This is a genomic window from Desulforegula conservatrix Mb1Pa, from assembly GCF_000426225.1.
GTDB lineage: Bacteria > Desulfobacterota > Desulfobacteria > Desulfobacterales > Desulforegulaceae > Desulforegula > Desulforegula conservatrix.
The window spans coordinates 1-20,501 of record NZ_AUEY01000047.1 but is presented as its reverse complement, the minus strand read 5'-3'; the positions used below and the strand labels follow the sequence as shown (position 1 = coordinate 20,501).

At 44.1% G+C, this 20,501-nt stretch carries 20 protein-coding genes; 5 read left to right on the top strand and 15 right to left on the bottom strand.

Annotated elements, in window-relative coordinates; genetic code table 11:
• Positions 1-27 precede the first annotated feature (27 nt).
• From ftsA to mraZ, 14 genes are all read right to left on the bottom strand, one after another.
• Positions 28-1,257 (bottom strand): cell division protein FtsA, encoded by a 1,230-nt coding sequence (ftsA, locus tag K245_RS0114900; protein ID WP_027359876.1) that lies wholly within the window; start codon positions 1,255-1,257, stop codon positions 28-30.
• A gap of 1 nt (position 1,258) precedes the next feature.
• Positions 1,259-2,011, bottom strand: coding sequence for a cell division protein FtsQ/DivIB (locus K245_RS0114895; protein ID WP_156906810.1), 753 nt, complete (start codon positions 2,009-2,011; stop codon positions 1,259-1,261).
• 88 nt (positions 2,012-2,099) lie between these two features.
• On the bottom strand, positions 2,100-3,044 hold the full coding sequence (murB, locus tag K245_RS0114890; RefSeq protein WP_051284180.1) for a UDP-N-acetylmuramate dehydrogenase: 945 nt from the start codon (positions 3,042-3,044) through the stop codon (positions 2,100-2,102).
• A 2-nt stretch (positions 3,045-3,046) separates the two neighbouring features.
• The gene (murC, locus tag K245_RS0114885) at positions 3,047-4,423 is read right to left on the bottom strand and encodes a UDP-N-acetylmuramate--L-alanine ligase (RefSeq protein ID WP_027359873.1); all 1,377 of its coding nucleotides are present in this window, start codon (positions 4,421-4,423) and stop codon (positions 3,047-3,049) included.
• Complete coding sequence (murG, locus tag K245_RS0114880) at positions 4,423-5,538, bottom strand: undecaprenyldiphospho-muramoylpentapeptide beta-N-acetylglucosaminyltransferase (protein ID WP_027359872.1); 1,116 nt, start codon at positions 5,536-5,538, stop codon at positions 4,423-4,425. Before murG ends, murC begins: the two co-directional genes overlap by 1 nt.
• Complete coding sequence (gene ftsW / locus K245_RS0114875; RefSeq protein WP_027359871.1) at positions 5,522-6,637, bottom strand: putative lipid II flippase FtsW; 1,116 nt, start codon at positions 6,635-6,637, stop codon at positions 5,522-5,524. Before ftsW ends, murG begins: the two co-directional genes overlap by 17 nt.
• Positions 6,627-8,003, bottom strand: coding sequence for a UDP-N-acetylmuramoyl-L-alanine--D-glutamate ligase (murD, locus tag K245_RS0114870; RefSeq protein ID WP_027359870.1), 1,377 nt, complete (start codon positions 8,001-8,003; stop codon positions 6,627-6,629). Before murD ends, ftsW begins: the two co-directional genes overlap by 11 nt.
• 63 nt (positions 8,004-8,066) lie before the next feature.
• On the bottom strand, positions 8,067-9,146 hold the full coding sequence (gene mraY / locus K245_RS0114865) for a phospho-N-acetylmuramoyl-pentapeptide-transferase (RefSeq protein WP_027359869.1): 1,080 nt from the start codon (positions 9,144-9,146) through the stop codon (positions 8,067-8,069).
• 32 nt (positions 9,147-9,178) lie between these two features.
• Positions 9,179-10,594, bottom strand: a complete 1,416-nt coding sequence (locus K245_RS0114860; RefSeq protein WP_051284179.1) for a UDP-N-acetylmuramoyl-tripeptide--D-alanyl-D-alanine ligase — start codon at positions 10,592-10,594, stop codon at positions 9,179-9,181.
• A complete protein-coding gene (locus K245_RS0114855; protein ID WP_027359867.1) occupies positions 10,572-12,119 on the bottom strand; it encodes a UDP-N-acetylmuramoyl-L-alanyl-D-glutamate--2,6-diaminopimelate ligase in 1,548 nt (515 codons plus the stop codon). Before K245_RS0114855 ends, K245_RS0114860 begins: the two co-directional genes overlap by 23 nt.
• Positions 12,116-13,900 (bottom strand): peptidoglycan D,D-transpeptidase FtsI family protein, encoded by a 1,785-nt coding sequence (locus tag K245_RS24745; RefSeq protein WP_051284178.1) that lies wholly within the window; start codon positions 13,898-13,900, stop codon positions 12,116-12,118. Before K245_RS24745 ends, K245_RS0114855 begins: the two co-directional genes overlap by 4 nt.
• Positions 13,852-14,118 carry an FtsB/FtsL family cell division protein gene (locus K245_RS0114845; RefSeq protein WP_027359866.1) on the bottom strand — a complete coding sequence of 89 codons (267 nt, stop codon included), beginning with the start codon at positions 14,116-14,118 and terminating at the stop codon, positions 13,852-13,854. The genes K245_RS24745 and K245_RS0114845 overlap by 49 nt, the downstream gene beginning before the upstream one ends.
• Before the next feature lie 49 nt (positions 14,119-14,167).
• Positions 14,168-15,112, bottom strand: a complete 945-nt coding sequence (gene rsmH, locus K245_RS0114840; protein ID WP_332248669.1) for a 16S rRNA (cytosine(1402)-N(4))-methyltransferase RsmH — start codon at positions 15,110-15,112, stop codon at positions 14,168-14,170.
• A gap of 2 nt (positions 15,113-15,114) precedes the next feature.
• Positions 15,115-15,555, bottom strand: a complete 441-nt coding sequence (gene mraZ, locus K245_RS0114835; protein WP_027359864.1) for a division/cell wall cluster transcriptional repressor MraZ — start codon at positions 15,553-15,555, stop codon at positions 15,115-15,117.
• 306 nt (positions 15,556-15,861) lie between these two features.
• Here mraZ and K245_RS0114830 point away from each other — a divergent pair, with 306 nt between their 5' ends.
• The 4 genes from K245_RS0114830 (at position 15,862) to K245_RS0114815 (ending at position 19,529) form a co-directional block, all read left to right on the top strand.
• Entirely contained in the window at positions 15,862-16,560 is a 699-nt protein-coding gene (locus tag K245_RS0114830; protein WP_051284177.1) for an MBL fold metallo-hydrolase, read from the top strand.
• A 27-nt stretch (positions 16,561-16,587) separates the two neighbouring features.
• Entirely contained in the window at positions 16,588-17,457 is an 870-nt protein-coding gene (locus K245_RS26790; protein ID WP_051284176.1) for a spermine/spermidine synthase domain-containing protein, read from the top strand.
• A gap of 137 nt (positions 17,458-17,594) precedes the next feature.
• Entirely contained in the window at positions 17,595-18,278 is a 684-nt protein-coding gene (locus tag K245_RS0114820) for a hypothetical protein (RefSeq protein WP_027359862.1), read from the top strand.
• Positions 18,279-19,529 (top strand): IMP cyclohydrolase, encoded by a 1,251-nt coding sequence (locus K245_RS0114815; RefSeq protein ID WP_027359861.1) that lies wholly within the window; start codon positions 18,279-18,281, stop codon positions 19,527-19,529. It abuts the gene before it with no gap.
• 175 nt (positions 19,530-19,704) lie between these two features.
• Here the strand turns inward: K245_RS0114815 and K245_RS24735 are convergent, their stop codons facing one another.
• Complete coding sequence (locus K245_RS24735; RefSeq protein WP_232223836.1) at positions 19,705-20,220, bottom strand: nitroreductase; 516 nt, start codon at positions 20,218-20,220, stop codon at positions 19,705-19,707.
• 18 nt (positions 20,221-20,238) lie between these two features.
• On the opposite strand from K245_RS24735, the gene K245_RS27765 reads away from it, so the two are divergent.
• The gene (locus tag K245_RS27765; RefSeq protein ID WP_156906809.1) at positions 20,239-20,433 is read left to right on the top strand and encodes a hypothetical protein; all 195 of its coding nucleotides are present in this window, start codon (positions 20,239-20,241) and stop codon (positions 20,431-20,433) included.
• Positions 20,434-20,501 lie beyond the last annotated feature (68 nt).

The window sequence follows — 20,501 nt, the reverse complement described above, 5'->3', positions numbered from 1 at the left end:
TTTGACCGTAGCAATATTATATGAATTCTAAAGGGCATCCTTGAACCATTTTCTCATTCTGCTGAGAATACGGTTGAATATATTATTGTCCCTGATTCTGAATTTTTTCCCTGTCTGGTTTTTTGCGCCCCAAAGTACTAGACCGACCGCAGTCGCGTACATTGGGTTGTCGACTACGTCCACAAGGCCTTTGATTCCAATTGGTGTTCCTACCCTTGTGGGGAGATTGAATATGGATTCAGCTACTTCCGCCGCACCTTCAAGAAGAGCAGATCCTCCGGTGAGAACCACTCCGGCCGTAATCGTGTTTTCCATTCCTGCACGCTGGAGCTCCCTTTTTATCAGTGTGAATATCTCTTCAGCGCGCGGTTCGAGTATATCTCCAAGAATCTGGCGAGGGAGTTTTCTTGGTGGCCTTCCTGCCATATCCGGTATTTCGATTATATCGTCATTTCTTATACCATGTGCGATACAAGTTCCATATTTTTTCTTGATTCTTTCGGCTTCTGCCTGTGGTGCTCTCAGGCCTATTGAAATATCATTGGTGAGGTTGTGTCCGCCAAGTGCGAGAACGAAGGTGTGTCTGATGTGATTTCCCACAAAAACAGCCAGATCTGAGGTTCCGCCACCAAGATCAATGAGTGCCGTGCCGAGTTCCTTTTCTTCTCTTGTGAGAACAGATTCCGCTGATGCAAGGGACTCAAGCACAATGTCGCTTACATCAAGGCCTGCACGGTTGCAGCATTTGACTATATTGTGTGCGGATGCAACGGCTCCCGTCACCACATGGATTTTTGCTTCAAGGCGAACGCCCGCCATTCCGACAGGATTCTGGATGCCAGACTGGTCATCGACTATGTATTCCTGGGGCAGAACATGAATTACTTCCCTGTCCATGGGAATGGCAACAGCCCTTGCAGCTTCGATGACTCTGGCCACATCATTTTCCGTAATTTCCTCGCCTTTGATGGCAATGATTCCGTGGCTGTTGAAGCCCGTAATATGACCGCCCGCGATTCCGGCATATACCGAGGAAATTTCGCAGCCAGCCATGAGTTCGGCCTCTTCCACCGCTTTTTTTATGGAATCAACTGTGGATTCAATGTTTACAACCACGCCCTTTTTCAGACCGATGGAAGGATGCGAACCAACACCTATGATATTGATTTCATCTCCTGCGGTTTCTCCGACAACAGCGCAGATTTTTGTAGTGCCTATGTCTAGGCCAACTATTATTTCGCCATGCCCCTGCTGCACGTTATACCTCCTTTCCCTCTGCCTCGGCGGGTGTTTCTTTTTTAAACCCCACTATGATTCTATTTATATTCTGAAGATTTATCGATTCAATTTTTGAATAGTCAATCCGGCTATTTTTATTGTGTATGATCCTTGAAATTCTTTCCAGTTTTGTTTCAAGGTCTGTGCTGCCAAGCTTGATAAGCGGGCCGTTGTTAAGGGAAAGATTTATTCCCATCTGATAGTCTGCCGAAATCCTTTTTATCTGCCCTACTGGTATGACAGCATCTTTTTCAGATCCTTTTTTAAGTACGTCTTGAACTGTATTCCATAAGGCGTTGCCTGGACTGTTTGCGTCAACTGTATCCTGGTAGGCAAGCCCTGTGATGATCGGGAGATTATCCGGGTCTCCGTCTTCAAGTTTTTTAAAAACTTTCCCGTTTGCGTCAACAATATAAAAATCGTCAAAGTCAATGAGAGCTGTGGCTGCTCTTTCTTTAATATTTATATTGACTGTGTCCGGCATTTTCATGCTGACTTCGGCCGACTCAATCCATGTTTCTGATTCGAGGATTTTTTTTGCCTTTGCCGGATTCACTCTCATGATATTTTTGCCGGAGTTTATTTCTGTTTTTTCAAGGATAAAGTCTCTTGTTATCCTTGACATACCTGTTACATCAATATTTTTAATATTGAAATAGGGCAGCTGTAGAATAATGTCGTGACAGAAAACAAAGCCTGCTGAAAGAGTAAGAACGAACCCGACCAGTGACATTATCCTAAATATAGAAAAAATAAAACCAAAAGATAAAGGTTTTCTAGGAGGCTTTTGAGGTTTATTTTTTCTGTTTTTTTTAATCCCCCTATCCCGCAACTATTACCTCCGGTTCAAGGGTGACTGAGAATTTTTCATTCACAGTTGTTTTTACCATGTCAATGAGGGCAATAATATCAGCTGCTGATGCCTCTCCTGTATTGATAATGAAATTTGCATGAAGTTCGGAAACCTTTGCTCCGCCTGACTCGGCACCCTTAAGACCAGCCAGTTCAATGAGCTTTCCGGCAGGAAGATTGTTTTCAGGATTTCTGAAAATGCACCCCGCGTTTTTATACCCAAGTGGCTGTTTGGCCTTTCTTTCCTCCATGCTTTTTTTTATTTTCGCCTTTATTTCGTCAGCACTGCCATTTTTCAGAATTATGGATGCTTCTACTATGATTGATCCGCAGATATCTCCTGGCCCGGTCACATTTTTCAGTCTGAGTTTTCTGTAGGATGACTCTATCTCAGATCCTGACAGGCATTTTTTTTCACCGTCAGCCGTTATGACCGTGATGCTATCAAGTACATCCGAAATCCATCCTGCCGATGTGCCTGCATTCATCTTTACAGCGCCGCCGAAGGTTCCTGGAATTCCGGCCGCAAATTCAAGGCCTTTCAGCCCTCTTTCGGCAGCCCAGCTGCATACTTTGGATAGCGGCGTACCTGCCATGATCCTTATGCGGGATGCGCCTTCAATATTTTCATGGGTAAATCCGCCGAGCTTTTTTGTGATCGCTATTACCAGTCCATTTATTCCTTCGTCTTTTATGACGATATTTGTTCCGCCTCCGATGATGCACCATTCAATTTTGTTTGATGAACACCAGTGCACAGCTTTTATTATTTCATCAGTTTCAGATGGAATTAGAAGAGCTTCTGCCGGTCCTCCGACTCCCATTGACGTGAACCCGGAAAGCGAGTCTTCAAAGCTGATTTTTTCAGCAAAGAGTCCCTTCAGCTCGTTTTTTTTCTGGTCATCAATATGCAAGCTTAATTATCTCCTGACATGGAAATTATTCTTTCTCCAAGACGCCATACATTGCCGGCACCAAGGGTTAAAACAACATCCCCGGACTTAATGCTTGAAAAAACATGGTCAGCAGCTTCTTCCAGAGAATCAAACGCCAGAACTTCCCTATGCCCATGGGCAGATATGGCTTCTCCAAGTGAATTGTGGCTCAGTTCGGGAATTTCCTGTTCTCCGGCAGCATATATAGGCAAAAGTACAAGTGAGTCAGACTGATAAAACGATTTTATGAATTCGTCGAACAGATCCCTGGTTCTTGAATATCTGTGGGGCTGAAAAACAACTATGATTTTGTTTTCCGGATAGATTTCACGAAGTGCGGCAAGGGTTGTCTTTATTTCTGTGGGATGATGCCCGTAATCATCGAATATTTTTGCTCCCTTGGCTTCGCCCTTTAGTTCAAGTCTTCTCTGAACACCCTGTATGGTAGCAAAAGCATCTCTTATATGTTCGAAATTTACTCCTAGTTCCATTGATACTGCTATCGCGGCAAGGGAATTGTAGACATTATGTATGCCAGGGAGATTAAGGGTTATGTCCCCAAGTTTTTTTGAGTGATGGAACACTGAATATGTACTTCTGAAACCTTCTAACTTGATGGCCCTGGCCTGAAGATCGGCCTGGCTTGAAAGTCCGTATGTGATATGACGTTTTTTGATCTTTGGAAGGATATCCTGCAAGGCTTCGTTGTCAAGACATACCACGGACGTCCCGTAAAAAGGGACACTATTTATGAATTTGGAAAATGCGTCCTTTATGTTTTCCATGTTTCCGTAGTGGTCCAAATGTTCTCTGTCAATATTTGTTACGACCGCAATTGCCGGTGACATCTTCAGGAAAGATCCGTCCGATTCATCGGCCTCTGCGACAAGATAATCACCCTTGCCCAGAAGAGCGTTGAGTCCTATGCTCTTGAGCTTTCCTCCAATAACAACGGTGGGGTCTAATTCCGCCTTGCCAAGGATCGCTGCTATCATGGATGTGGTCGTTGTTTTGCCGTGTGCGCCCGCTACAGCTATGCTGTATTTTAGCCTCATCAGTTCCGCAAGCATTTCAGCCCTCGGAATGACAGGTATTCCTGCTTCTCTGGCTGCCGCGACCTCAGGGTTTGCCGGGCTGACAGCAGAGGAAATTACGACTACGTCAGCGCCATCAATATTTTCAGGCTCATGGCATTCAAATATGTTTCCGCCTATTTCTGATAGTCTGTCCGTTATGTCAGTCTTCTTGATATCAGATCCTGATACTGTGTACCCCAGGTTGATCAGAAGTTCTGCTATGCCGCTCATTCCTATGCCACCAATACCTACAAAATGTATATGATACTTTTTCTGATACATTATATTTTGCTTTCTATCCAGCTTATTATGTCATTTGCAATTTCTTTTGCCGCGTCCGGCCTTCCAAAACTTTTCGAGACGAGAGACATTTCCTTGAGAGCTTCGGGCGATTCCTTAAGACATGTTATTCTTGACGCGAGTATCTCCGGAGTCAGATCCCTTTCCTCTATGATTATGGCTGCTCCCGCATTTTCAAGGGCTTCAGCGTTCTGGCTCTGGTGGTCTCCTGCCGCTGAAGGGAAGGGGATGAATATTGCGGTTTTTCCCATTACAGCAATCTCAGCCACTGTTGAGGCGCCTGCTCTGCATATGAGAAGGTCGGCCTCGGCATAGATCTTGGCCATATCATCGAAAAAAGGCCGAACCTCAGATTTTATACCTGCTTTTTCATACCCTGCTTTTACATCTTCATAATCGTTTGAGCCTGTCTGATGAATAAATTCCATGTTTCCGGGGTCTGAAAAAAAAGGCAGGGATGCTGTAACTGCTCTGTTTATGCTCCTTGCTCCCTGGCTTCCTCCGAGAACTAAAATTTTAAATGAGTCATCTTTTTTTGATCCGTTATTTCCACAATTTTTTGAAAATTCGACAATGTCGCTCCTCACAGGGTTGCCGAGGTATTTTTGTCTTTCTGGCTTATCAAGCTGGAATGTGTCTTCGAAGGATGAATATACCCTGCCGACATACTTGGACATCATTCTGTTTGTTATTCCGGGATGTCTGTTTTGCTCGTGTATTGCGGTCGGTACTCCAAGCATTTTTGCTGCCAGAAGTACAGGGCCTGCCGTATAGCTTCCCATTCCGATTACTGCATCAGCTTCGAATCCCTTAATTATTGCGGCTGATTTAAATACGGCTCCAGGAATTTTTGATGCAGCTTTCATTTTCGTAAAAACGCCTAACCCTGCTAACCCTGAAATCGATATGGTTTCCATGGAATATCCGGCCGAGTCTATTATTTTTTTCTCCAGCTCTTTGCCGCTTGCTATGAAAAGAAAGCGGCTTTCCGGAGATATTTCCTTTATGGCGTCAGCAATGGCAACTGCGGGGAAAAGATGTCCACCGGTTCCCCCTGCAGCCAGTATTATATTGTATGGTTTATTCTTTAATTCCATTTGAAGCCTTTATATTCATCAATATTCCGATTGTGATCATGTTCATAAGCATGGAGCTTCCACCATAGCTTAAAAAAGGCAGAGCCAGTCCTTTAGCCGGAAGCAGGCCAAGGGATACCCCTGTATTAATGCAGATCTGGATTCCCATGGAAACAGTCAGACCAAATGCAAGAAGAGATTCGAATCTTCCGGACGCTTCCACGGATATCTTGAAACCTCTCCAGAGTATTATTCCATAAAGAAAAATTACGCTCATGACTCCAATGAGGCCGGTCTCTTCTCCTATAACCGAAAAAATGAAGTCAGTATGCGGTTCAGGCAGGTAAAAGAGTTTCTGAAAACCCTGACCTATGCCTGTACCCCATATTCCTCCGGTTCCAAACGCCATGAGTGAATGAACTATCTGGTAACCTTCGTCCGAATGATACTGCCATGGGTCCCAGAAACTTTTAAGCCTCTGGATTCTGTAATCCGCACTCACCATATATATATATAGCGCAGGAAGAAACGGAATAAGAGAGCCAATTAAATGAAGCAGTCTAACCCCTCCTGCAAAAAGCATTGCCCAGGTAATTGCAGCTAAAATTGCTATTGACCCGAAGTCCGGCTGAAGCATGGTCAGGCATATGAGCATTCCAAGTACAGCCACATGTGGAATGAATCCTATGAAAGCCTCCCTGATTCGATCTTTTTTCTTTTCCAGTGAATAGGCAAGGTAGATTATCATGGCTATTCTTGCAAATTCGGATGGCTGAAAAGATATGGGGCCAAGTTTGAGCCATCTTGCAGCCCCCCCTGCCTTATGTCCTATTCCGGATATAATTACCGCAGAGAGAAGAAATATTGCCCCTCCAAGAAAGAGATATGGGTTGTTTCTGTAAAACCTGTAAGGCACAAAACGGGCGCCTATCATTGCAAGGATACCCATGACAGCAAATATTCCCTGTTTTTTCAGGAAATAAAAATCTGTCTGGAATTTATCCAGTGAAATGGCCGAGCTTGCGCTGTAAACCATGACAACGCCGAAGCCTGTCAGGAGAAGGGTAGGAAAAAGCAGCGCTGTGTCGAGTATGAAGGGCGTCTTTTGACTATTCTCCATGTCCTCCTGCTTCCATTATGATCTTGGCTGCCGATTCCTGGAAAACCTTTCCCCTGTGCCCGTAATTGTCAAACATGTCAAAGCTGGCGCAAGCTGGGGACAGAACAACCGCACCTCCTGTTGGCCTTACTGCTTCAAATCCTTTTCTGACAGCATCTTCCATACTGTCTGCGATAACTGTGTCAACTGATCCTTTGAAGGCTCGGCCTATTTTTTCAGCGGCTTCGCCGATCAGAATGGCCTTGACAGTATGTTTTTTTAGGGCCCCGATCATGAGCTCAAATGTTGCGCCCTTATCCCTTCCTCCCATTATTATTGCAAGCGGCTGTTCAAAACCCTCAACGGCTCTCAGGGCTGCGTCAATATTTGTTGCTTTGGAGTCATCGTAAAAGCTTACTCCCTTAACTTCTCCGCAGAATTCAACCCTGTGGGCAAGTCCTGCGAAGCTGTCAACAGTTTCCTGGATTCCTTCACTTGTTGCGCCGAGGAGCCATGTGGCAAGCGCCGCAGCTGCGAGGTTTTCGAGGTTATGGATGCCCTTTAGTCTGTATCTTGAAATGTCTATTGTTATCTGATTATCTGCGCCACTTTTAAGAACCAGTTTTCCTGATCTGAAATCTGCTGAATGGTCAGAATGGTTTGCTTCATTAAAAAAATATTTGGAAGAATGTATCCTTTGCATCCTGTCAATGGTCATGCTGTCAGCAGCGTTCAGGATGGCAAAGTCATCATTATTCTGATTTTTGAAAACAAGCATTTTAGAATCTGCATAGCCTTCCATGTCCTTGTATCTGTCAAGATGGTCTTCCGTAATATTCAGAAGAATCGCAGCCTTTGGCCTGAATGATACACATGTGTCAAGTTGAAAGCTGCTTATTTCTGCCACAACGAAATCAGGTTTTTCAGAAAGATCGAGGCATGAAACAAGGGGCGTTCCGAGATTGCCGCCAACAAAAACATTGAATCCTGATTTTTTAAGCATTTCACCTGCAAGCGTGGTTGCCGTGCTTTTGCCGTTTGTGCCTGTTATGGCTATTATCGGGCAGTCAATGAATCTCGATGCAAGTTCCACTTCGCCTATGACTGATACCCCCATTTGTCTTGCTTTTTCGAGCTGGGGCAGGGTATGCGGAACTCCGGGGCTCAGGATAATATAATCCCTGTTTTCAAAAGATGAGTCAGAGTGGCCTCCAGTCTCAAGATCTATTCCAAGATTTCTGATTTTGGATGCTTTGTCTCCGAGCGATTTCTCATCTGACCTGTCACTCACAGTAATAAGGGCGCCTCTTTTTGCCAGAAACTCAGCAAGAGCCACCCCTGTTTTCTGAAGTCCCAGAATAGTTATTTTTTTACCTTTTATATCCATATGCGGCCACCAGCATTTCTTTGTCTGTTATGATTCTGTTCCCGTGCTTTTTAGTTATAAATCTTATCTTATTTTCAGTGTGCTCAGCGCAATAAGGGACAGGGCCATGGATATTATCCAGAACCTTACTATTACCTTTGGCTCGGGCCAGCCCTTTAATTCGAAATGATGATGAAGCGGAGCCATTCTGAAGATTCTTTTGCCTTTGGTAAGTTTGAAATATCCCACCTGAAAAATAACTGACAGCGCTTCAATGACAAAAAGGCCTCCAACTATTACAAGAAGTATCTCCTGCTTGGCAATTACTGCAATTGTACCAAGGATGGCGCCAAGCGGAAGTGATCCTGTGTCCCCCATGAACACCTGGGCAGGGTAGGCATTGAACCAGAGGAATCCTGCTCCTGCTCCGGCAAGCGCCCCACATATAACAGCTATTTCACCGCATCCTGGAACAGGGGTGATCTTGAGGTAATTTGCGAAGTTGGCGTGTCCGGCCACATAGCAGAATATCATGAAGGTTACCGACGCTATGATCATCGGGCCTATTGCAAGGCCGTCGAGTCCGTCGGTCAGATTTACCGCATTGGATGCCCCAACTATTATGAATGCGGCGAACGGGATGTAAAAAAGGCCTAGGTCGGGAACAAGATTCTTGAAAAAAGGTATTGTCACCGTTGTCTTGAAATTTGGCGCGTAATAGATGAGAACTGAAGCTGCAACAGCTATTATTGTCTGGTAAATAAGCTTGCTTCTCGGACTTAGGCCTTTGCTTCTTTTTTTGACCTGCATAAGGTAATCGTCCAGAAACCCGACCATGAAATAACCGATAAGTGTGAAAAGGGATATCCATACATAATAATTAGTCAGATCAGCCCAGAGAAGAACAGCAAATACTATGGAGAAAATAATCAGAACTCCGCCCATGGTGGGAGTTCCTGCCTTGTCAAAATGGGACTTGGGGCCGCACTCCCTGATATACTGGCCGACCTGCATTTCTCTCAATTTGGTTATGACATAGGGTCCAAGAAGAAAGCTTATTATGAATGCAGTAAGTCCAGCATATATGCTCCTTAGAGTGATATATCTGAAAATATTAAAAAAAGAAAAATATGAGTGTAGTGGATAAAGAATATGGTAAATCAATTTATTATTTCTCTTCTGGTTTCTCAGTTACTTTATAAAAGGTCATTAACAATTTCTTCCATATGCATGGATCTTGATCCTTTAATCAGAATCCAGTCATCAGTGCCAGCAGTTTTTTCAATTATTTTTGCCAGTTCTTTTTTTTCACCCGTGAAAATATTAGACTCAGGCATGCCTGCGGAAATGGCGCCTTTTTTTACATTTAGGCTGTAAGATCCATAAATGAAAATAGCGTCCAGACCTTTTTCAGCGGCAGCCTTTCCAATATTCTCATGAAGTTCCGCACCTTTTTCACCAAGTTCGAGCATATCTCCGCATACCAGAAAGCCCCTGCCTTTTCCTTTGATTGAAACGAGGGTGTCTATGGCCGCAAGCATTGAAGTCGGGTTGGCGTTATAGGTGTCATCAATGAGCCGGGCACCTCTTTTTGTCCTTTTTACGTTAAGTCTTCCCTTTTCGGGTTTAAAGCCTCTCAGTCCGACGCATATTTTTTCAATGCCAATGCCTGCTGCCCATGCGGCAGACGCGGCTGCAAGGGCATTCATCATCATGAATGGGCCAGGTGTCCTTAATTCAATACGGCCTTTCCCATCAGGGAAAAAAATATCAAAGACGATTCTGTCTTCATGGGTTTCGAGCAGAGAGCCTCTTATATCAGCGTCTTCGGCTTTTCCATATTTTATGATTCTTTTGCCTGAAGAAACCGCAATTTCTTTCAGAAATGGGTCGTCAATATTCAAAATTCCGATGCCGTCATCACCAAGTGAGCTTATCAGTTCTGACTTTGCGCTTGCCACTCCTTCCATGCTTCCGAAGCCTTCGAGGTGGGCTGGGCCTATATTTGTTATGATGCCTATGTCCGGCCTGCAAATTTCAGAAAGTCTCGATATCTCACCATGGCCGCTTGCACCAAGTTCTAAGACGGCCCATTTGTGGGCTTTGGAAAGCCTGAAGAGAGTGAGCGGGAGACCTATGTCATTGTTGAAGTTTCCATCAGTCGCAAGGGTTTCAAATGTCCCTGACATTATCCCTGCTGTCATGGATCTTGTTGTGGTTTTACCGCTTGATCCTGTGATAGCTATTACCTTTACATCGGCTCTTTTTCTCTGGAATTTTGCAAGAAGAGCAAGCGCCTCTGTCGTATCTTTTACAGAAACAAGAACTGTCCCGGTGTAATCAGAAATTGTTTTTCTTGCGAGCGGAACATAATCCTCACATATCATCAGTCCCTGACAGTCTTTTTTTATTACTTCCTCAGCAAATTCATGGCCGTCATGATTCTTCCCTCTGATAGCAATAAACAGGCATTCATCCTTAATTGCCCTCGAATCAATGAAAAAGCCCCTGAAAGGGCCTTTTTTACCTGATACAAGAGTGCCTCCGGTGGCTTCCAGTATATCAGCTATGCTCCACGTCATTGGTTCATTACATAATGCTGTATTTTTCAAGGGCTTTCAGCGCTTCCTCTCTGTCATCAAAATGAATCTTTTCTTTTCCTATGATTTGATAATCTTCATGGCCTTTGCCTGCTATTAAGATTATGTCACCGGGATTTGACGAGGCGATTGCCCTTTCTATGGCCTTTGCCCTGTCAATCTCAATGAAAATGCCCTTTGAAGCCGTTTTCAGTTCATTTGCTCCAATAATTTTTATGCTTTCAGGAAGCCCTTTTTCTATATCTTTAATAATTGCGGACGCATCTTCAGTGCGCGGATTGTCAGAAGTAATTAAGGTAATGTCCGCTATGCACGCCGAAATTCCGCCCATTATCGGCCTCTTGGTCTTGTCCCTGTCCCCACCGCATCCGAAAATGCATATCAGTCTCTCCTTTTTTGCGGCAGAGAGAGTATGCAGGGCCTTTTCAAGAGCGTCCGGAGTATGCGCGTAATCAACAAAAATGAATCTTTTGCTATTATTAGGGACTCTTTCAAGTCTTCCCGGCACTGCGGAAAAGGTTTCTATACCCTTTTTAATTATTTCGCAAGGAATGCCTGAAGCAATACATGCGCCAACAGAATTTAGAATATTTTCAAGATTATGCATCCCTACAAGTGATGTGCTGAATGCAAAAGTCTCTTCTGGTGTTGAGATTGTTCCCCTCAGCCCGTTAATGTCTGCCTTGACATTTCCTGGTCTTATCATCCAGTCAATGCCTGTACCTGTTGATATAAGGGGCGGGGAGCCGCTGTGTATCTCTTTCAGAAGACTGTTCAGAAGGCCTTCGCCACGCCTGTCGTCACAGTTTATTACCGCCATCGCCCTGTCTTTGCCCCAACTACCGGCTGCCACGCCCCTTATAAACTTTTCCTTGCACTCCCAGTAATCGTCTATTGTGCCATGATAATCCAGATGATCCTGGGTCAGATTTGTAAAAACAGCCACATCAAAAATGCAGTCTTTGACCCTGTAAAGATCAATCGCGTGTGAAGATACTTCCATTACTACGTGTGTTACTCCCGCATCAGCCATCTCTGCTAGGAATCCGTGAAGTTCCGGAGGTTCGGGGGTTGTCATTGATGTGTCTAAAATTATGTCGCCATAATGGCAGTTTACTGTTCCGATGTTTCCTGTTTTGATTCCTGCTGTGACAAGAATATGCTCTATTATATGAGCCGTTGTCGTTTTTCCGTTTGTTCCTGTTACGCCGATGAGTTTAAGCCTTTTTGCTGGATAATTATGAAAAGCCGCTGAAACCCTGGAGAGAGCCTTTCTTGTATTCTTAACAAGGACAAGGGGGATGTCTCCTGTTTCGACAAATTTTTCTGCAAGAATAGCTGAAGCGCCCATTTCTATGGCGTGTGCGATATATTTATGCCCGTCAGTAAGTCCTCCTCTGAACGCGGCAAAAAGCCCGCCCTTTTTCACCTTCCCTGACTGGTGGTGCAGGGATGTGATCTCAGGGCCTTCACCAGCCACATGGTGAAGGCCCGAGATCTCTCTATCTGCAAAGGGGAGCAGTTGGGTCAGTTTCATCCGTTTGTTTTTCCCTTCAGTGCCGCCGTAACTTTTTCTTCAGTAACAAGCGGGTAAAGAGACATTTTCTGAAGGCTCTGGCTTACTATTTCCCTGAAAGCAGGTGCAGCCACAACTCCGCCGTAATATCCACCCTCGCTTGGCTCATCAAGCAGGACAAGCGTGGTAATTCTTGGATCATCCATTGGCGCGAATCCGACAAATGATGATACGTATTTACCTTTTGCGTACTGGCCAGTCTTGTCAATCTTCTGCGCTGTTCCTGTTTTTCCGCATACGGGATATCCTTCGATATCAGCGTTTTTGCCAGTGCCGCCTTCGGTTGCGACCGTTCTCATTATTTTTTTGACTTCATCCGCTGTTTTTTCAGATACCGCCCTTCCGATTTTTTCAGGCTCAAATACCTTTACAACATTGTTTTCAGAATCAGTCATAGCCCTTACGAGTCTGGGCTTCATCATTATTCCCTTGTTCGCTATTGCTGAAACTGCTGCTGCAAGCTGAAGAGCTGATACTGAAACGCCCTGTCCGAAAGCGATATTGGCTGCGTCAATCTTTGTCCATTTACTTTGATTTGCAAGCCTTCCTGAAGTTTCTCCAGGACAATCTATGCCTGTTTTTTCGCCTATGCTGAAGTTTTTCAAAGTCTTATAGAGTGCTTCCTTGCCAATGGCTTCGGAGATTTTTACAGAGCCAATATTGCTGGAATATTTGATTATTTCTTCAACTGTCAGTTCACCGTGGGAATGGGTGTCGTGGATTATGAAGCTTCCAACCCTGTATTTGCCATTTTCACAATTGAATTTTGTTTCCGGTTTTACAGTACCAGATTCAAATGCAGCGGCAGCAAGAAAAATTTTCATGGTCGACCCAGGTTCGAACGGGTCTGTTACAGCCCGGTTTCTCCACAATGATTTGTCATAGGATTTATAATTATTGGGATTGAAGGTAGGGTAATGTGAGAGAGCAAGTACTGCTCCTGTTTTCGGGTCCATGACCACTGCTATGCCTGATTTGGCATTATATTGAGTAACAGCTGCCTTCAGGCTGTTGTCGGTTATGTACTGAATGGTTCTGTCGATTGTAAGGATAAGATTGTTGCCGTTGCTTGCTCCTGATTCTTCTTCAGGTTTTTCTATGAGTCTTCCCCTTGCATCCTTCAGCACTTTCTGGCTGCTTGATTTTCCTTGAAGCTCACTGTCATAATAATACTCGAGGCCTCCAAGCCCTTTTCCATCCAGGCCAGAAAAGCCCACAATCTGTGAAGCCATTTCTGTGTGCGGATATATTCTGGTCTGTTCAGGTAGGTATACAAGGCCTTTTATATTCAGCTCCTGAAGGGCATCGACCTGTTTTGGAAGAGCCTGTCTTTTCAGCCAGACAAAGGATGATGTTGATGAAAGTTTTTCTTTTATTTGGGCCTGATCCATCCCAAGGATTTTGGCCAGAGTTCTTGAAGTTTCAATTGTATTTTTTATCTGTTTTGGATGTACTGCGATGGATGTTACGTTTATTGTTGTGGCAAATTCTTCAAGATTACTGTCCATGATGGTTCCTCGCTTGCCGTTTATGACAAGGGGACGTTCATATTGCTTGGAAGCTTTTTCCTGAAGCCATTCGCTGTCAATCACCTGCACCTGGACAGCGCGAGCAGATATTACGCCAAAAAGCAGGAAAAACAAGGAACCTGCGAACGCAACTCTGCTTTTGATTCTGTCAGGTCTTGGTTTTGCTACTTTATTGTTATTATTTGTTCTGGTTTTGGCATTTGAAGACCGCATTTTTCCCTCGCAATTCTCACTATTCTTTCAGGGGTCTTTAGCCTTGCAAGTTCTATCTCAAGCTTGTTGTTCTGGTCTTTTATGGATCTCTGATCCTCGACAGCCTTTGAGATCAGATACCCGTGATTCACGCACTGTACTCTGCACCAAGCATAGAAAAAGAGCTCGCCTATAAAAACAACTGTTATTACCAGCCATGTTACAACGTTTTTCTGCATATTTTTATGGATCGGACTTTTTAAGCATTCTGTCTGCAAGGCCTGACAATTATAATCTTACGGCTGCCCTAAGCTTTGTGCTTCTTGACATGGGGTTTCTGAGAATCTCTTCTTCAGAAGGTTTTACAGCCTTTCTTGTCAGGGACTTCATTATAGGGAGTCTGCCGCAAACGCATATTGGCAGGCTCTTTGGGCAAGTGCATGGGTTTTCAAGGCCCTTGATTCTGCGTTTTACTATTCTGTCTTCCAAAGAGTGGAATGACAAAACACAGAGTCTGCCCCCTGTTTTCAGGTGATCAGGTACCGTATCCATGAATCTTTCGAGTACCTCGAGTTCTTTGTTTACAGCTATGCGGATGGCCATGAAAACTCTGGTGGCCGGGTGGATTTTGCTTTTGTCGGCGAATTTTCTTGGTATGCACCCAGATATGAGGTCAGCCAGTTCAAGACTTGTCCTTATTTCAGAAGACAGTCTTCTTCTGACAATTTCCCTTGCTATCTTTGGCGCAAATTTTTCTTCGCCGTACTCTCTGAAAATTTTTGTCAGCTCTTTTTCTTCAAAACAGTTAACTATATCAGAGGCGGTCAATTCGTTTCTTGTGTCCATTCTCATGTCCAGGGGCTCGTTTTTTGTGAAACTGAAGCCTCTTCCGCTACCCTGGATGTGGTGAAACGAGATGCCTATATCTGCAAGTATCGCGTCGACCTTGTCTATTCCGCATTCTTTCAGGTAATCAGGCAGTCCTTCAAAATTACCATGAAAAAGTCTTACGCTTGACAAATGATCAGCAAGAACAGTTTTAGCGTTGTTCAGGCTGTCAGTATCCTGGTCTATGCCAATAAGAAGCCCGCCAGGAAGTATTTTTTCTAGTATCAGCTTCGAATGTCCGCAGCCGCCGAGTGTACAGTCAACAACAATGTCGCCTGGCTTGCAGTCGAGATATTGTATGACCTCATTAGGCATCACCGAAACATGGTGGTAAGTCAAGGTCATGGCTAAATTCCTATCTCGTCGATTTCCTGCTGATTGTCCTCATGTCCGAGCAAGTCGGCCATTTTCTGTTTTTCTTTGAACAGATTTTCTTTTGACCAGATTTCAAATCTTGTCAGAGAGCCTATCAGAACTATTTCTTTCTCAAGGCCAGCTGCTTTTCTCAAGTCATTTGGGATGAGAAACCTGTCCTGCTTATCGAGGGTTATAAAATTGGCCCCTCCGATGAAAAATCTTATGAAATTCTGGATCGTGGGCGTTTTTTTAGCCGAGAGAGCATTCTTTTCTATTTTTGCCCATTCGTCATGGTTGTAAGCGAAGATCGCCCCCTGCCATTCTGTGACGACAATATTTTTTTCCTCGCCAGGGATTGCGTCCCTGAACCTGGATGGGAGGATGATCCGCCCCTTGTCGTCAATGGTATGGTAGGAAGTACCCCTGAACATAGTCCTCACTTGTTAACCACTTTAATCCACTTTGATCCACTTTACGGCTTCAGATTATACAAAAATACGAAACAGTCAAGAAATAATTATAGAACTAATAATAAAATTTTTAATATTTCTTTATATTTACAATATATTGTGGATTTGGGGAGCAAAGTGGATAATATAGTAAATATTATCTGGGGTATAGCTGATTTTACCAGTTTGGGGCTCTGAAAAAGGGTGATGAAGATGGAAAGGGTTAAAAAATCTGGAATGTTTTTCCATCGGTTGATATGAAAGATCCAAAATAATTGAGGAGGGCAGATGATAAAAATAAAGCAGTTCAGGTATGACTCGGACAACCTCGGATATGTTGTTCATGGAGAAAAGACAGCCATGGCGATAGACGGAGGAGCGGCTTCGCGTATTTTAGAATACGTGGAGCAAAATGGATTGAAGCTTGAGATTGTGACGAACACCCACGGTCATTTTGATCATACTCCTGGAAATAATCTTCTTGTCTCGGCAACTGGCGCGAAAATGGCCGATCATAATAAAATTGCAGGCGGCTCAGTGGGTATTGACGGAGAGCCAGTGCATGTTTATCGTGCTCCAGGTCATACTGATGACTCTGTTATTTTTTATACAGGCAGCGCTATAATAACAGGAGATACCCTTTTCAACGGAACCGTGGGCAACTGTTTTTCAGGAGATGTGGAAGGTTTTTTCAGATCGCTTAATATGATTCTTGAATTTCCGGCAGATACCCTGGTTTATGCAGGCCATGACTATGTAAGGGCTTCTGTGGCCTTCACAAGAACAATAGACCCAGATAACCCTCATCTGGATGTTTTTTTGAAGAAATATGACCCTTGTCATGTGGTTTCAACGCTTGAAGATGAAATGCTTGTGAACCCTTACCTCAGATTCGATGATGAAAAGATGATTGAAATATTGAAGAAGAAGAATCTGAAAGTTACGGACAGTTTTGAGCGTTTCAAGTCGCTCATGGAAGTATATTGATTAAAATTTTGAACAGGAGCAGGAAAAGTGACAAAAAGCTTAAATTCATGGATTTATGATGAATTTGACGGAAAAATCCGGATTGAACTGAATTCAGGTGAAACAGTTTTTTCATCCACAGGAATGTATCAGGCTGTAGAAATAGTTAAAACTCCTGATATGGGTAACGTTCTTATAATTGATGACAAGGTCGTTTTGGCTGAAAAAGATGACTTTGTTTATAATGAAATTTTTGCCCATGTTCCGATGTTTTCACATCCTGCGCCTGTTTCAGTTCTTGTTGTTGGCGGAGGAGACGGCGGAGTAGTAAGGGAGGTTTTAAGGCATCATGGCGTAAGAAAAGTTGTTGTAGTGGAAAAGGATCATACCCTTCTTAATGCCTGTTCAAGCCATTTTCCAAACCAGAGCTATGCCCTTGAAGATATACGAGTTGATCTTGTGGTAATGGAACCCGAGGCTTTTTTTGATTCATGCGATGAAAAATTTGATGTAATACTCATTGATCCTAAAACAAGGACTGAGGTCGTAAAGTGCATTTCATCAGGATCTTTCTGCCTGTCTGCTGCGGATCTTTTGAATGATGACGGAATCATGGTTTTTGCGCTTCCATCACCATTTAATATGCCTGACAGGATAGCTGATCTTATGAAAGGATTCAGGTCAGGTTTTGAAAAGCTGCACCTGTATTCGGCTCCATGCGGGATTGTTGATGGCGGAGTATACGGATTCGGTCTGGTTTCTGCTAAATACTGTCCTTTAGAGCATTTCAATGCAGAAAGGGTTGAATCATCTGGCCTTGTAAATGATTACTATAATAAGGACACTCACAGATCATCCTTTGTTGTTCCTGAAGCAGTGAGGGATAAATTCAGGGGAGTGCTGGATCTGAATGATTAATGATTTTGGATTCTGGATTTTAGATTTTTTACAGGGGCTTAACATGATTGACTGCCAATCAAAATCTATAACTTATTAAGATAATATAGTTTATATATAATTAAATATGGAGGAGCCGTGTGACCACGGTTTAAAAGATGAGCAAAAACATAGTCAATAAAATAGATGGGGACGTTAAAATCAAGCGCGCCCTAATCAGCGTATCTGACAAGACAGGACTTGATACCTTCATTCCTGGACTTGTGGAAGCCTGCCCTGAGATAGTGATCTATTCCACAGGCGGGACTTTTGGTAAGATCAAGGAAATACTCGGAGCAAAGGCTGAAAAGCATCTGATCCAGGTTTCTGATTACACTGGTCAGCCGGAAACCCAGGGCGGACTTGTAAAGACCCTCGATTTCCGCATTTATCTTGGACTTCTTACAGAAACCTACAATGCCTCACATCAGGAAGACCTAAAAAGAACAGCTTCGTATCCGATAGATATGGTCATCGTGAATCTTTATCCTTTCAAGGAAACTGTGGCAAAAGAAGGCATCAGTCCTGAAAAGGCAAGAAGCGAAGTTGATATAGGGGGGCCATGCATGCTCAGGGCTTCTGCCAAGAATTTCATAAGGGTTGCTTCTGTGGTGAATCCTTCTGATTATTCCATGCTTCTTTCTGAACTTAAGAAAAACGGCGGAGCTTTGCCTCTTTCAGTAAGATACGAGCTTGCAAAGAAAACATTCAGCCATACTGCAGAATACGACAGCGCGATTTCCGAATATCTTTCAAAAACATCATTTGAACAGGTTGCAGCCTGTTATGGTCTGGAGGGCTAAATGTCTAAAAACTTAAAAGAAATGTACAAAACCATCATGGACGATAATTTTCCTCCTAAGATGGAAATAAGCTTTGTTGATGGAGACAAGCGCCAGACCCTTCATTATGAAAAGGCATCCTGGGTAATTGACGGAGTTAACAAGGGCCTCAGATACGGAGAAAACCCTGGTCAGGAAGCGGCTCTTTACAAGCTTGTTAACGGCAATCTGTTTCTTGGGGATATTCAGACGATCCAGCCTGGCCGTTATCTTGCCTCTGATGTCGAGCTTCTCCAGTCAGGAAAGCATCCTGGCAAAACCAATCTGACAGACGTTGACAACTCGCTCAACATGCTCAGATATTTCGGGGACAAACCTACCGTCGTAATAGTCAAACATAACAATCCTTGTGGTGTAGCAAGGGCGGCCAGCCTTTCAGAAGCTTATCTTAAAGCATACAATGCTGACAGAATCGCTGCCTTCGGAGGTTGCATTGCAGTCAACCGCGCCCTTGACATGGTTACTGCCGAAGCCATAGGTGCACAGTTTGCTGAAGTTGTTGCTGCTCCTGATTATGAAGAAGGCGTGCTTGAATATCTTTCTTCAAAGAAGAACCTCAGAGTCGTGAAGATCGGAAATATTGAAAGACTCCAGGATTTTGTCGGCACAAGATGCGTTGATTTCAAGAGTCTCATTGACGGCGGCCTTATAGCCCAGACTTCATTTGCTCCGACCACACTTTCCGTAAAAGACCTCATTCCAGCGGTATGTGACTACAAGGGCAAGACATACAAGGTTGACCGCGAGCCTACGGAACGTGAATACGCTGATATGCTTTTCGGCTGGCTTGTTGAATCAGGCATCACATCCAACTCCGTCATTTATGTGAAAGATGAAGTGACTGTAGGAATCGGTACAGGCGAGCAGGACAGAGTAGGGGTTGCTGAAATTGCCCGTGACAAGGCATATAGAAAGCTTGCTGATCGTTATGCCTTCGAGATGTTCGGAAAACCTTACAATATGCTTGAAGATGCTGACAAAAAGGCAGAGGCAGACGCAAAAGCAGCTGATGAAAATGGCGGAATCAAAGGTTCAACAATGGTAAGCGACGCATTTTTCCCATTCCGCGACGGCGCAGATGTCGGACTCAAAGAAGGCGTTTCAGCAATCATTCAGCCTGGCGGATCAATGAACGATTACCAGACCATCGAGGCTTGCAATGAATTCGGAGCCTCAATGAAATTTACGGGCCAGAGAAGCTTCAAACATTAATTGTTCAATTCTTCTTTAAATTTGTATTATTCTGGGGAACTTTTTGTAAAAAGTTCCCCAGACCCCTCAAAAACTTTATGGTTTTTTGCCCCACTTTTTTATATTCAAAAGTTTTTGCGGAGCTTTTTTCAAAAAGCGACCCGCCGGAGGCCGCTTAACTCTATATTGTTATTCTTCAGCCAACAAAAACAACTGAATTTTCGACTGGCTCGCGTTCTGTTCTGGTTTTGTTTACAGGGGCGTTTTCATCCGCGTATCCGAATGACATTCCAAACAATATCCCGCGTTCTTCAGGGATGCCTAATGCTTCGCGCACAGGATCCGGAAATTGGCCGAGCGCTCCCTGCATGCAGCTTGAAATTCCGTTCTCAGTCATGAGAAGCGAAAGGGTCTGCGCATAAATGCCCATATCAACCGCGCCCATTATGTTAAGATATTTGTCCATGGTGAAAAAAAGCGCATGTGGAGCGTCAAAAAATGTCCAGTTTTTGAGCATGGCCAGCATCCTGCCTTCTTTGTCGCTGCGTTCAATTCCCATTGAACTGTAAAGGGCGTGGGCCGAACCGAACTGGCGGTCACGATGAACTCCATCGTATTTGACTTTCCAGTCAAAGTCAGGATTTGGTGCCTGTCCGCTCATTAATGCTGCAACAAGCTTGTCTTTAAGCTCGTCTTTTTGTTTGCCCGGCAAAGCCGTGCCCCCGTCTGTTTGAAAGAAAGCAGAGATACCCCGTCCGAGGGGAAATCAATCCGAATCGCAAGGGCGCTACTGGTAACGGTAGGGTTTGAAGGAAGCGACAGGAAGAGAATGGTACATAGCGCAAGCGAACCTGATACGGCTCGTGCAGAGGGTAAGGCTGCAAAATATGGCGAAGCCCGGTACTCGGACAGACTGCACGAGTGATTGAGGATGTGATTATTCTCAGGGAGCGGAAATTAACCGGGGAAGCCCTGTGGGGTTCCAAGAATTAG

Bases quoted from the DNA above. Each gene is read 5' to 3' on its own strand.
- K245_RS0114895 (WP_156906810.1), bottom strand. From the start codon at position 2,011: ATGTCACTGGTCGGGTTCGTTCTTACTCTTTCAGCAGGCTTTGTTTTC.
- murC (WP_027359873.1), bottom strand. From the start codon at position 4,423: ATGTATCAGAAAAAGTATCATATACATTTTGTAGGTATTGGTGGCATA.
- murG (WP_027359872.1), bottom strand. From the start codon at position 5,538: ATGGAATTAAAGAATAAACCATACAATATAATACTGGCTGCAGGGGGA.
- ftsW (WP_027359871.1), bottom strand. From the start codon at position 6,637: ATGGAGAATAGTCAAAAGACGCCCTTCATACTCGACACAGCGCTGCTT.
- murD (WP_027359870.1), bottom strand. From the start codon at position 8,003: ATGGATATAAAAGGTAAAAAAATAACTATTCTGGGACTTCAGAAAACA.
- K245_RS0114855 (WP_027359867.1), bottom strand. From the start codon at position 12,119: ATGAAACTGACCCAACTGCTCCCCTTTGCAGATAGAGAGATCTCGGGC.
- K245_RS24745 (WP_051284178.1), bottom strand. From the start codon at position 13,900: ATGCGGTCTTCAAATGCCAAAACCAGAACAAATAATAACAATAAAGTA.
- K245_RS0114845 (WP_027359866.1), bottom strand. From the start codon at position 14,118: ATGCAGAAAAACGTTGTAACATGGCTGGTAATAACAGTTGTTTTTATA.
- rsmH (WP_332248669.1), bottom strand. From the start codon at position 15,112: ATGACCTTGACTTACCACCATGTTTCGGTGATGCCTAATGAGGTCATA.
- mraZ (WP_027359864.1), bottom strand. From the start codon at position 15,555: ATGTTCAGGGGTACTTCCTACCATACCATTGACGACAAGGGGCGGATC.
- K245_RS0114830 (WP_051284177.1), top strand. From the start codon at position 15,862: ATGATAAAAATAAAGCAGTTCAGGTATGACTCGGACAACCTCGGATAT.
- K245_RS0114820 (WP_027359862.1), top strand. From the start codon at position 17,595: ATGAGCAAAAACATAGTCAATAAAATAGATGGGGACGTTAAAATCAAG.
- K245_RS0114815 (WP_027359861.1), top strand. From the start codon at position 18,279: ATGTCTAAAAACTTAAAAGAAATGTACAAAACCATCATGGACGATAAT.